The following is an 11,234-nucleotide window of genomic DNA, read 5'->3' on the forward strand; positions in this document are numbered from 1 at the left end:
TGTGCAACTCCACTTGGTCGTGTAGGGGCTCAGGCTACGACACCTGGCCCGCTACGTTATAGGACTGTTGCACTTCGCGGGCGAATCCACCGTCCCTTACAAAAATTTCTACCCGGATTGCGAACCTGGAGCGCGTAGCGCGGAAGGCGCGAGGACGGGTGTGTGTTTCTTTGGTTACTTTCTTTGCACAAGCAAAGAAGCGCTTTACAGCAGCCGAAGGCTGATCAAGTGACTCGTTCCCCGAAGGGGAGCGAAAGCTCTGCACTTGCTGTTGCTCACAGCTTTTGATTTCACATCATCAACGCAACACAACGAAATCAACGGCTTTCACGCCCTCGCGGGCGCGAGTCACTTTTCTTTGCTTGTGCAAAGAAGCGCTTTACGGCAGCCGCAGGCTGACCAAAGTAACCAAAAGAAAGCACACCCCGTCCTCGCGCCCTCCGCGCCTGCGGCGCTCCGGGTCCGCAAGTCCGACAGAAATTTTTGTAAGGGACATCCCTGTCCCTTACAAAAACGCCGCGCATCCATGCGCGCCGCCCTGCGGGTTGTATCTGCCGGCCTTGCCGCTGCGGTATGGGGCCCCTGGAAGCAAGGGCCAGAGCAAAGGCCAGAGCCAAAGCCAAAGCCAAAGCCAAAGCCAAAGCCAACTCCGAAGCCGATGCCGACGCAAAGGCTGGCGAGCTGGCTGCGGTCGGGGGAGTGGCTGCTCCGCTCGCGTGACCGCGGCAAGACGGGAGCTGGCCGTACCGCTAGGAAGCGTTGAAGCTCGCCGCCAGCGTACCCACCACCAGCACCCATCCATCCACCAGGATGAACAGCAGGATCTTGAACGGTGCCGAGATCAGCATCGGCGACAGCATCATCATGCCCATCGACATCAGCACGCTGGCCACCACCAGATCGATAATCACGAACGGGATGAAGATCAGAAAGCCGATCTCGAAGGCGGTCTTCAGCTCGCTGGTCACGAACGAGGCCACCAGTACCGGGAACGGTACCGCGTCCGGACCGGCGTACTTGCCGTCGCCGGCCATGCCGGCGAACGTCATCAGGTCGGTCTCGCGGATCTGCGCCAGCATGAAGGCGCGCAGCGGCTGGGTGGTCAGGGTCCAGGCAGTGGAGAAGTCGATCTGGTTGTTGAGGTAGGGCTGCAGGCCCGCGCCCCACATCTTCTGCCAGACCGGCATCATCACCAGCGCCGTCAGGAACATTGCCAGGCCCAGCAGCACCTGGTTGGACGGGGTCTGACCGGTGCCCAGCGCCTGGCGCAGCAGCGCCAGCACGATGGTGATGCGGGTGAAGGCGGTCAGCACCAGCAGCATCGATGGCAGCAGGGTGATCGCCGTCATCAGCAGCAGGGTCTGCAGCGGCAGGCTCACCGGTTGGTCGCCGATGCGGCCCACGCTGACGTTCGGCAGGGTCGGCAACTGGTTGGAGCCAGGCGGAACCGCCGCTGGCGCGGCAGCGGGAGCGGCGGCCTGCGCCATCGACGGCAAGGCGGCCGGCGTGGCGGCGGCCAGCAGCGGGCAGCTCATCACCAGCAGGATCAACACCAGGCGGAGGCTGCGCCCCCAGCGATTCCAGCTACTGAACATGTCACCGGTCCTTGCGCAGCTTCTGGGCAAGCAGCTGGGCGAAATTGGGGAGTTGCTTGAAGTCGGGCAGGCTGGCCGCCGGCGTGGGCGGCAGCGGTTCGGGCAAGGTATGCAAGGGCGTGATGCCGCCGGCGGTCACGCCCAGCAGCAACTGCTGGCCATTGACCTCTACCACCACCACGCGCTCCTTGGCACCCACCGCCAGGCTGGTGACGATGCGCAGGCCCTCGGTATTGCGGAACCCGCTGCCGGGCATGCGCTTGAGCAACCAGCCCAGCCCGACGATCAGCGCCAGCACCAGCAGCAGTGCAAAGACCGCGCCAAACAGGCTGGGCGTGGCCGGTGCCTGTGCGCCTACCTGGGTGGCCTTGGTCGCGGCAGGCGCGGCCAAGGCCAGTAGCCCGATCACCGCAGCCTCCGGATCCGCTCGCTGGGGCTGACCACGTCGGTCAGGCGGATGCCGAAACGGTCGTTGATGACCACCACTTCGCCATGTGCGATCAGGGTGCCGTTGACGTAGACGTCCAGCGGTTCGCCGGCGCCGCGTTCCAGTTCCACCACCGAGCCCTGGTTGAGCTGCAGCAGGTTGCGGATCGGAATGCGCGCGCGGCCCACTTCCAGCGACAGCGTCACCGGTACGTCCAGAATCACGTCCAGGTTGAGGTCGGTGGCGTTCTGGTCGTGTTCTGCCTGCAGGCTCTCGAAGGTGGCAGGGGCAGCGTCGAGGATGTCGGAATTCATCATGGGGTGGAGTCCTGGGAGGGAACGGCACGCGGGGCTTGTACGCCAGGTGGACGCACGGCGGTGATCTTCACGGCGTTGTTGCCATTGGAAACGCCGAATTCGCCGGTAAACATCGGGATCTCTTCCACGCACAGCGGCACCTGGGCGGGCAGCTCGATCGGCAGGATGTCGCCGACCTTCAGGCCGGTGAGCTGGCGCAGGGTCATGCGTTTGCTGGCCAGCACGCTGGAGAGCGCGACCTCGGCGGTGTTGAGCTGCTCGCGCAGCATGATGTTCCAACTCTCGTCGCGGTCGTTGCGGTCGCTCTGGATGCCGGCATCGAGCAATTCGCGGATCGGCTCCAGCATCGAATACGGCAGGGTGATGTGGATCTCGCCGCCGCCGCCTTCCAGTTCCACATGGAAGCGGCACACCACCACGTATTCGCGCGGGGTGACGATGTTGGCGAAGTGCGGGTTGATCTCCGAGTTGATGTATTCGAAGTCCACCTCCATCACCGGTGCCCAGGCTTCCTTCAGGTCGGCGAAGGTCTGCTTGAGCATCAACTGGATCACGCGCATCTCGGTAGCGGTGAACTCGCGGCCTTCGATGCGGGTGTGGAAGCGGCCGTCGCCGCCGAAGAAGTTGTCCACCACGGTGAACACCAGGGTGGGTTCGAACACGATCAGCCCGGTGCCGCGCAGCGGCTTGAAGCGGATCAGGTTGAGATTGGTGGGCACGTACAGCGAGTGCATGTATTCGTTGAACTTGACCAGGTCGATGCCGCGGACCGACAGGTCGGCCGAGCGCCGGATCAGGTTGAACAGGCCGATGCGCCACAAGCGTGCAAAACGCTCGTTGACCATCTCCAGGGTCGGCATGCGCCCGCGGATGATGCGGTCCTGGCTGGACAGGTCGTACTGGCGGGCCTCGCCTGGCAGGGCTTCCGGCTCGGTGTTGACCGCGCCCGAATCCACGCCATGCAGCAGGGCATCGATTTCGTCCTGGGAAAGCAGATCGCTGACGCTCATGGGGCAGGCCTTACTGGGTGACGAAACTGGTGAACAGCAGTTCTTCGACGCACTTCTTGCCGGTTTCGCTGGTCATGACCTTCTGCGCTTCGGCCAGCGCGGATTTCTGCAGTTTCTGCTTGCCGGCCAGGTCGGCCACATCGGTGGCCTTGACCTGCGACAGCAGCATCAGCAGATGCGCGCGGATGGCCGGGGCGTTTTCGGTGATGAGCTTGAGATCTTCCGGGTCGCGGGTGACCAGCTGCACTTCGACCTGCAGATACTGCGGGCCATCGCCGGGATCGGCGAGATTGACCACGATGGCCGGGTCCATCGGGAAATACTGGGCCGGCTTGGGCACGGCGGCGACCTTGGGCGCGGCATGCTTGCCATTCTTCTCCCCGCTCTTGTGGCCAAGAAAGAACCAGGCGCCGCCGCCGGCCGCTGCCAGCACCACGACAGCGATGGCGATCAGCAGGACGAACTTCTTGCCGACCTTCTTCTTCTCGCCTTTTTCGTCTTTCTCTTCGGTCTTTTCAGGTTTCTTGGCCGCTGCCACGGTGTGCTCCAGGAGAGTGCTCGCCTGGGTGATGCAATCGGCATGCCAAAACCGCGTCGACTTCCTGGCGCGGGCTCATGGCGACGCGAAAGACGCCCCGCGCGCCTTGCGCCGCAGGGGATGAGCTCAGTGGCGACGGCTCGGCCCCGCCGGCGCTGCAGGAGCGCCGGCGGGGGTTGCAGTGGTCAGGGTCAGGCGTAGGCGTCCAGCAATCCACGCTGGCGTAACACCACCGACGGAATTCCGACGGGTGGGTTGTCGTCCAGGCTGAGGCCGTTGCCCTCGCTGCCGCCACCCTGGCGGTTGCCGGACGGGTTCTGCTGTTGCTGGCTTACGTCGGCCTGGCCGAGCTGGAAGCCGTTCTGGCCGAGCATCTCGCGCAGCCGCGGCAGGCTCTGCTCCAGCGCCTGTCGGGTATCGGCATGGGCGGCGGTGAAGCTGGCGTTGACCTTGTCGCCTTCCAGGTGCAACCGCACTTCGACCGGGCCCATCTCGTTGGGGGTGAGCTTGATGTGGGCGTGGCCGATCTTCTGGTCGGCCAGCCAGTTCAGGCGGGCGCCGATGGCATCGTCGAAGCCGTCGCTGCCCATTTCCGGGGTTGGGGTGGGCGAGGCGCTGAAGATCGGCGCCGGGTCCTGCACGCGGTTGAGCGCGGGCGCGGCGGCGGTGGGCAGCACGAAGGCCGGGGCATCCGGGCCTGCCGATGCGGCACCGTCGTCGTCGGCCGGTGCCAAGGCTTTTGCGGCCAGGCCCATCAGCGCGGCGGTCTGCGCATCGCCGCTCACTGCGGTGGTGGAGGTGGACTTGGCCGCCATGGCGGCTGCCGGCGCGAGCGCACCCAGTGAGGGCAGGGCGGTACTGACACTGGCAGTGGCAGCTGGCGCGGTCGCGTCGGTCGGCAGGGCAGTGGTGGTCGGCGTGGTGCCGGCGGCGTTGGCCACGCTGGCCGCCAGCGCAGCGGCCGCAGCGACCAATGCATCGCCGCCTGGCACGGCCTGGGCCAGCAGGCTCATGCCGAATCCGCCCAGACCCGGCGGCGGCCAGCCGGCCTCGCTGGCGGTGGCGGCATCGGCAGGCGCGTCCTTGCTGTCCTGGCCGTTCTTCCCGGCGGTGGTGGGCTTGTCGCTCGCGGCGGCGGTGTTGCTGTCCTTGGCGGTCGGCTCCTTGGCCGACGGCGCGGGCTTGGCATCGCCATCCTGCGCGCGTGGGCGGGCGGTGGCATCGCCGGTGGCGTCGTCGCCGTGATCCTCGTCGGTGCGCGGCGTGTCGGGCTGGCTGGATTTGGGCGCGGCCGGCTTGGCCGGCACCCGCTCGGGCGCCTGGTTGGGCGTCTGTGCCGGATGCAGCATGCGCGCGAACTGGTCCTTGGCCGGGTCCGGCTCGGACGACGGGTCGCTATAGCTGGATTTCTTGCCGGTACCGGCGAGCGCGCCGAGGCCGGCGGCGAAGGCGGACAGGGGGTTCATGCGGCGTCTCCTTGGCTGTCTTCGGAACGCGCCAGACGCACGCGGCGGGCGCCGAGGTCGTCCATTTCGCGTTGGTCGCGGCGTTCGATCACTTTGTTTTCCTGGGCGCGGTAACTGGCCGCCAGCTGTTCCAGTACCTGTTTCTCGCGGCTGGCCAGCAGCAGGCGGGTGCGTTCGGATTCCACCTTGGCGCGGTTGCTTTCCACTGTCTGGGCCTGTTGCAGTACGGCGCTGTCGAGCCGGTCCAGGAAGGCGCGGCGGTTGCTCAGCGCCACGGCGCTGGTGCCGGCCATGTGGCTGTTGGCGTATTCCTCGGCATAGCGGCGCAGTTCTTCCAGGCGTGACTGGTGGGTGTCCAGGGCACGCTGGCGCTCGGCCAGGTCGCGGGCCACCTGGTCTTCCTGTTCCTGCGCGCGGCGCAGCAGGGGGTCGATTCGCTTGGACTGCATCATGGATTAGTTCTCGGGTTCCACCAGTTGCTGCAGCGCGGCCAGGCTGTCGCCCAGGACCGATGCCTTGTGCACGTCCTGACCAAGGAATTCGACGATTTCCGGCCAACGCGCCAATGCTTCGTCGGTGGCCGGGTCGCTGCCGCGCTGGTAGGCGCCGATGGCGATCAGGTCGCGGTTGGCGGTGTAGGCAGACAGCAGCCGCTTGAGCTTGCGGATGCGCAGGCGCCAGGGTTCGTCGGCAATGTCCTGCACCACGCGGCTGACCGAGGATTCCAGGTCGATGGCCGGGTAAAGGCCGCTGTCGGCCACCCGACGCGAGAGCAGAATGTGGCCGTCCAGGATGGCGCGGGCGGCGTCGGCGATCGGGTCCTGCGGGTCGTCGCCTTCGGTCAGCACGGTGTAGAAGGCGGTGATCGAGCCGCGGCCCTTGGCGCCGTTGCCGGCACGCTCCACCAGCGCCGGCAATTTGGCGAACACCGACGGCGGGTAGCCGCGGGTGGTCGGCGGCTCGCCCACCGACAGGCCGATCTCGCGCTGCGCCTGGGCGAAGCGGGTCAGCGAATCCATCAGCAGCAGCACGTTCAAGCCCTGGTCGCGGAACCACTCGGCAATGGCGGTGGCGCGGTAGGCGCCATGCAGGCGCGCCAGCGGCGGTCGGTCGGCCGGGGCGGCCACCACCACGGCGCGGCGCAGGCCTTCTTCGCCCAGGGTGGTTTCGACGAAATCGCGCACTTCGCGGCCACGTTCGCCGATCAGCCCCACCACGATCACGTCGGCCGAGGTGAAGCGGGTCATCATGCCCAGCAGCGTCGATTTACCGACACCGGAGCCGGCGAACAGGCCCACGCGCTGGCCACGGCCGATCGGCAGCATGGCATTGATGGCGCGCACGCCTACGTCCAGCGAGGTGGTGATGGGTTCGCGCGCCAGCGGGTTGATCGACACGCCGGCCATGCCGACGCTGCCCTCGGCGCGGATCGGGCCCTTGCCGTCCAGTGGGGTGCCGTCGCTGTCGATGACGCGGCCGAGCAGGCCTTCGCCCACTTCCACGCCGCCGCGGCGCCGCGAGGGCACCACGCGGGCGTTGGGCAGCAGGCCGTGCAGTTCGGCGCTGGGCATCAGGTAGGTGCGTTCGCCGGCAAAACCGACCACTTCGGCATCCACCCAGCCGCCGTCCACTTCCACCTTGCAGGTGGCGCCCATCGGCGCTTCGCAGCCGGTGGCCTCCAGGGTCAGGCCGACCGCGCGGCGCAGGACGCCTTCGCGGATCAGGGTACGGCCGGCGGCCGGGTCCAGGCCCAGGCCGCCCAGGCGGGTGGCCAGGCGCAGATTGCGTGCATCCAGCCAGTCGGCCGGGGTGGCTCCCAACAAGGCGCTCACAGGCCTGCTCCGGATTTGCGCATGACGGTCTCCAGCGCTGCCCGCAGGCGCGCGTCCAGGGTGCCGTCGATGCGCACGCTCTCGGCGTGCACGCGCAGGTCGCCGCGGCTCAGGCTCAGGTCCGGGGCCACGCGGGTGCTGCTGCTGGGTGCCAGATGCGGCAGCAGCGCGGCGATGTCGTCCGGGTGCAAGCGCACTTCCACCTCGCGGCCGGCGCTGCCGACTGCATCGATGGCTTCCTGCACCAGTTCGGCCAGCAGCTGCGGGTCTGCCTGGTAGGCACGCCCGACCAACTGGCCGGCGATGCGCACGGCCAGCTCGCCGAGCGCGCCGACCACTTCGTTTTCCAGCCGCGCCAGCGGGCGGGTGAAGTTGTCCAGGATGCCGTCGATCTGCGCGGTGAGGCGGCGCACTTCCGACTGGCCCTGGGCAAAGCCTTCGGCATGGCCGCGGGCAAAACCTTCCTGCTGAGCGGCGTCCTCGATGGCCTGGATCTCTTCCAGGGTCGGCGGGCGCAGCACCGGCTCGAGCATGGCCGGCGCGTCGTACTCCGGCTCCGGCAGGGCCAGGGCCATGTGCAGGTCCGGTGCCAGCCAGCGGGTGACCATCTCGCTCATACCATCGCCTCCGCACCGGCACCGCCCAGGCTGATGGCGCCTTCGTCAGCCAGGCGGCGGACGATGGTGAGGATTTCCTTCTGTGCCGCTTCCACGTCGGCCAGGCGCACCGGGCCGCGTGCTTCCATGTCTTCCAGCAGGATTTCGGCGGCGCGCTGGGACATGTTGCGGGTGATCTTCTCGCGGACCTTGACGTCGGCGCCGCGCAGGGCCAGGCCCAGGCGCTCGCCGGAGACTTCGCGCAGCAAGGTCTGCAGGCCGCGGTCGTCCAGGTCCACCAGGTTGTCGAACACGAACATCAGGTCCTGGATCTTGGTGGCCAGGTCGGCGTCGATCTTGCTGATCTCGCCCAGCACGCCCTGGTCGGCGCCGGTGTCCAGGAAGTTGAGGATGTTGGCCGCCACCTTGATACCGCCCACGTTGGAGGATTTCAGGTTCTGGTTGCCGGCGAACTGGCGCTCCATGATGTCGTTGAGCTCGCTCAGGGCGTTGGGCGGAATGCCGTCCAGCGTGGCGATGCGCAGCAGCACGTCGGCACGGGTGCGCTCGGGCAGGTTCTTCAGCGACTCGGCGGCCTGGTCGCTGTCCAGGTGGGCCATCACGATGGCGATGATCTGCGGGTGTTCGTTGCGCACCAGGTCGGCCACCGCGCGCGGGTCCATCCACTTCAGGGTGTCCAGGCCGGTGGTGTTGCGGCCCAGCAGGATGCGGTCGATCAGGCCACCGGCCTTGTCCGCGCCCAGCGCCTGGATCAGCACGTTGCGGATGTAGTCGTCGGCGCCCACGCCCAGCGAGGTCTTGCCGGCCAGTTCGCCGTTGAACTCGTCCATCACCTTTTCGACCTGATCGCGCGAGATGCCGGTCATGGTGGCCATGGCGATGCCGATCTTCTGCACCTCCTTGGGGTCCATGTGCTTGAGCACTTCGGCGGCGTCGCTCTCACCCAGCGACAGCAGCAGCACCGCGGCGCGCTGCACTCCGGTCATCGGTTGTGTTTCAGGCTTCACTGGCGACCCATCCCTTCACGACTTGTGCAACACGTTTTGAATCGGCTTTGACCGCTTCGCGCGCCACGCGCATGCGCTCTTCGTAGGCATCCGGCAGGGCGATCGGGGTCTTCCTGTCACGCCCGATCTGCGCGGTGTCCTCTTCCAGGCGCGGCATCAGATCCTCGTCGTCGTTGACCATCCGCACGTCGGCGCTCTGCGGAGTGCCATCGTTGCCAGCCTTGCGTTGCTTGTCCTTGATTGCGGTCACGCCGGTGAGCTGGCGCAGGGTGGGGCGTACCACGCCGAACAGCAGCGCCAGCACCACCACCGCGCCGACCAGCAGGCGCAGACCGTTCTGCACGCGCGGATCTTCCCACCACTTGGGGCCTTCCTGGCCGGCCACCGCTTCGCGCACGAACGGAGCATTCATCACCGACACCGTGTCGCCACGCGCCGCGTCGAAGCCCACCGCCTGCTTGACCAGGCCCTCGATGCGGGTGAGCTCGGCGGCGCTGAGCGGCTGCTCGACCATCTTGCCCTTGGCACCGGGGCGCGGCACGTTGTCCAGCAGCACCGCCACCGACACCCGCTTGATGCGGCCGGCCGGCTGACGGGTGTGCTGCAAGGTGCGGTCCAATTCGTAGTTGCGGGTGGCGCTCTTGGAGCTTTCGGTCGGCGCGGCCGCTGCGGCGGCCTGGCCATTGGTCGTGGCCGGGGTGCCCGGCGCGCCGGCGACCGCCGGTGTCGGCGGCTGGCCGGGGCTGTTGCTGGTGGCGCCGGGAGGACCTTGCGGCCCGGTGGCGCTGGTGCTGGTGTCGCTGACCTGCTCGCTGCGCAACTTGGCCGGCTCGCCGTTGTAGAGCTCGCGGGCTTCTTCGACCACCGAGAAGTCCATGTCCACGCTGGTTTCCGGATTGACCCGGCCCGGGCCGGTCATCGGCTCCAGCAATTCGCGGATGCGTTGGTTGTAGGAGCTTTCCTGGCGGCGCACCTGTTCGAACTGGGCGGCATGCTGGGCGGCGTCGCTATTGGGGTCGGCGATGGACAGCATGCGGCCGCTCTGGTCGACCACGGTCACGCGCTCGGGCGTCATGTCCGGGATGCTGGAGGCCACCAGATTGACGATGGCATCGACCTGGTTGCGCTCCAGGCCCTGGCCGCCGCGCAGTTCCAGCACCACCGAGGCGCTGGCCGCCTCGCGCTGGCGGGTGAAGGCGCTGGGCTTGGGAATGGCCAGGTGCACACGCGCCTCGCGTACCGGGCGCAAGGTGCCGATGGTGCGTGACAGCTCGGTTTCCAGGGCGTGCTGGTAACGCGCACTTTCCACGAACTGGCTGACGCCGAAACCCGGGTCCTTTTCCATCAGCTCGAAGCCGCCGCCGGTTTCCTTGCCGGTCAGGCCGGAGCCGGCCAGCTTCAGGCGGGCGTCGTACAGGCGATCCTGCGGCACCGAGATGGCGCCGGTGGCCTGGTCGATCTTGTAGGGGATCTGCGCGGTGCGCAGCAGGTCGGCCGCCTCGGCGTTGCCCTTGTCGTCCAGGCCGGTGTACAGCGCCTGGTAGCCGGGCTGCTGCGACCAGAAGAACACCCCCAGGCCTGCCGCCACCGCCACGGCAATCATCGCCATCATGGTCAGCTTGCGGGTGATCTGCAGGCTGCGGACACGGTCGAACCATTGACCCGCCTTTTCGGCGTTCTGGTTCACGTTTTCTCTGCTGATCGCGAGTGCCATGTGTCGTCAATCCTTACAGCGGCATGTTCATGACGTCCTGGTAAGCCTGGACGAGACGGTTACGGACTTCCACGGTGGCGCGGAAGGCCACCTGGGACTGCTGGGAGGCGACCATAACCCGCGCCAGGTCGGCACTGGGGTCGCCCATTTCGAAGGCCTTGGCCAGCGCGCCGGACTTTTGCTGCGCTTCGTTGACGCTGCCGAGCGCACCGCGCAAAGTCTCGCTGAAGCTCGGTGCCTGCGTGGCCGGGGTTCCCTGCGCCCCGCCCAGCCCCTGGATCTGATTGCCGCGCGCCGCATCGCCCACCGCGCCCATCGGGCCTTGGCCCATCTGCGTCTGGTAGCTGCGGATCTGCGAGAGGATGGAGGTGACGGAATCGCTCATGGGGGCGCTCAGCCTGGGAGGCACTCACGACGATGCAAGCGGCGTGCCGAAATGGCGACGAGATTCCGGCGCGGTCGCCATGCGGCTGCAGGCATGGCAACGCGCGGCATCTGAGTGTGGATGCACGGCCCCATCCGCCCTTCGGGCACCTTCCCCCGCAAGCGGGAGAAGGGAGCGATGGATGGTCAGTTGCAGGGCAACCGACAAATCACGCGCCACCAGGCTTTCCTTCTCCCGCTGGCGGGAGAAGGTGGCGCGCAGCGCCGGATGAGGGCGATACCCTCTTACAGGCATGGCAACGCGCGGCGCCGGAGTATGGAGGCTGG

The 11,234-nt window shown here is 67.4% G+C and carries 13 protein-coding genes; all 13 read right to left on the bottom strand.

The genetic code is table 11. The features are described from left to right. Positions 1-749: 749 nt before the first annotated feature. Positions 750-1,595, bottom strand: coding sequence for a flagellar type III secretion system pore protein FliP (fliP, locus tag XcuCFBP2542_RS18055; RefSeq protein WP_104605545.1), 846 nt, complete (start codon positions 1,593-1,595; stop codon positions 750-752). Position 1,596: 1 nt separating this feature from the next. Continuing rightward, a complete protein-coding gene (fliO, locus tag XcuCFBP2542_RS18060; RefSeq protein WP_104605547.1) occupies positions 1,597-2,004 on the bottom strand; it encodes a flagellar biosynthetic protein FliO in 408 nt (135 codons plus the stop codon). Next, positions 2,001-2,339, bottom strand: coding sequence for a flagellar motor switch protein FliN (gene fliN, locus XcuCFBP2542_RS18065; RefSeq protein ID WP_104605549.1), 339 nt, complete (start codon positions 2,337-2,339; stop codon positions 2,001-2,003). Before fliN ends, fliO begins: the two co-directional genes overlap by 4 nt. After that, positions 2,336-3,349, bottom strand: coding sequence for a flagellar motor switch protein FliM (fliM, locus tag XcuCFBP2542_RS18070; protein WP_104605551.1), 1,014 nt, complete (start codon positions 3,347-3,349; stop codon positions 2,336-2,338). The genes fliN and fliM overlap by 4 nt, the downstream gene beginning before the upstream one ends. A 10-nt stretch (positions 3,350-3,359) precedes the next feature. Then, positions 3,360-3,887, bottom strand: a complete 528-nt coding sequence (locus XcuCFBP2542_RS18075) for a flagellar basal body-associated FliL family protein (protein WP_104605553.1) — start codon at positions 3,885-3,887, stop codon at positions 3,360-3,362. Positions 3,888-4,078: 191 nt separating this feature from the next. Next, positions 4,079-5,353, bottom strand: coding sequence for a flagellar hook-length control protein FliK (locus XcuCFBP2542_RS18080; protein ID WP_104605555.1), 1,275 nt, complete (start codon positions 5,351-5,353; stop codon positions 4,079-4,081). Next, positions 5,350-5,805, bottom strand: a complete 456-nt coding sequence (gene fliJ / locus XcuCFBP2542_RS18085) for a flagellar export protein FliJ (RefSeq protein ID WP_104605557.1) — start codon at positions 5,803-5,805, stop codon at positions 5,350-5,352. Before fliJ ends, XcuCFBP2542_RS18080 begins: the two co-directional genes overlap by 4 nt. Before the next feature lie 3 nt (positions 5,806-5,808). Then, complete coding sequence (locus XcuCFBP2542_RS18090; protein ID WP_104605559.1) at positions 5,809-7,185, bottom strand: FliI/YscN family ATPase; 1,377 nt, start codon at positions 7,183-7,185, stop codon at positions 5,809-5,811. Next, on the bottom strand, positions 7,182-7,802 hold the full coding sequence (locus XcuCFBP2542_RS18095) for a FliH/SctL family protein (RefSeq protein WP_104605561.1): 621 nt from the start codon (positions 7,800-7,802) through the stop codon (positions 7,182-7,184). The genes XcuCFBP2542_RS18090 and XcuCFBP2542_RS18095 overlap by 4 nt, the downstream gene beginning before the upstream one ends. Continuing rightward, complete coding sequence (gene fliG / locus XcuCFBP2542_RS18100; RefSeq protein WP_104605563.1) at positions 7,799-8,788, bottom strand: flagellar motor switch protein FliG; 990 nt, start codon at positions 8,786-8,788, stop codon at positions 7,799-7,801. Before fliG ends, XcuCFBP2542_RS18095 begins: the two co-directional genes overlap by 4 nt. A 10-nt stretch (positions 8,789-8,798) precedes the next feature. Then, positions 8,799-10,523 carry a flagellar basal-body MS-ring/collar protein FliF gene (gene fliF / locus XcuCFBP2542_RS18105; protein ID WP_104605565.1) on the bottom strand — a complete coding sequence of 575 codons (1,725 nt, stop codon included), beginning with the start codon at positions 10,521-10,523 and terminating at the stop codon, positions 8,799-8,801. A 13-nt stretch (positions 10,524-10,536) separates the two neighbouring features. Beyond that, positions 10,537-10,908, bottom strand: coding sequence for a flagellar hook-basal body complex protein FliE (fliE, locus tag XcuCFBP2542_RS18110; RefSeq protein ID WP_170067026.1), 372 nt, complete (start codon positions 10,906-10,908; stop codon positions 10,537-10,539). A 24-nt stretch (positions 10,909-10,932) separates the two neighbouring features. Next, a partial coding sequence (locus XcuCFBP2542_RS19860; RefSeq protein ID WP_211293029.1) for a hypothetical protein occupies positions 10,933-11,234 on the bottom strand: 302 nt, incomplete at its 5' end.

It is taken from the genome of Xanthomonas cucurbitae, assembly GCF_002939885.1.
In the GTDB taxonomy this organism is placed as follows: Bacteria; Pseudomonadota; Gammaproteobacteria; order Xanthomonadales; family Xanthomonadaceae; genus Xanthomonas; species Xanthomonas cucurbitae.

Bases quoted from the DNA above. Each gene is read 5' to 3' on its own strand.
- fliN (WP_104605549.1), bottom strand. From the start codon at position 2,339: ATGATGAATTCCGACATCCTCGACGCTGCCCCTGCCACCTTCGAGAGC.
- fliF (WP_104605565.1), bottom strand. From the start codon at position 10,523: ATGGCACTCGCGATCAGCAGAGAAAACGTGAACCAGAACGCCGAAAAG.
- fliG (WP_104605563.1), bottom strand. From the start codon at position 8,788: ATGACCGGAGTGCAGCGCGCCGCGGTGCTGCTGCTGTCGCTGGGTGAG.
- fliM (WP_104605551.1), bottom strand. From the start codon at position 3,349: ATGAGCGTCAGCGATCTGCTTTCCCAGGACGAAATCGATGCCCTGCTG.
- fliP (WP_104605545.1), bottom strand. From the start codon at position 1,595: ATGTTCAGTAGCTGGAATCGCTGGGGGCGCAGCCTCCGCCTGGTGTTG.
- XcuCFBP2542_RS18095 (WP_104605561.1), bottom strand. From the start codon at position 7,802: ATGAGCGAGATGGTCACCCGCTGGCTGGCACCGGACCTGCACATGGCC.
- fliE (WP_170067026.1), bottom strand. From the start codon at position 10,908: ATGAGCGATTCCGTCACCTCCATCCTCTCGCAGATCCGCAGCTACCAG.
- fliJ (WP_104605557.1), bottom strand. From the start codon at position 5,805: ATGATGCAGTCCAAGCGAATCGACCCCCTGCTGCGCCGCGCGCAGGAA.
- XcuCFBP2542_RS18080 (WP_104605555.1), bottom strand. From the start codon at position 5,353: ATGAACCCCCTGTCCGCCTTCGCCGCCGGCCTCGGCGCGCTCGCCGGT.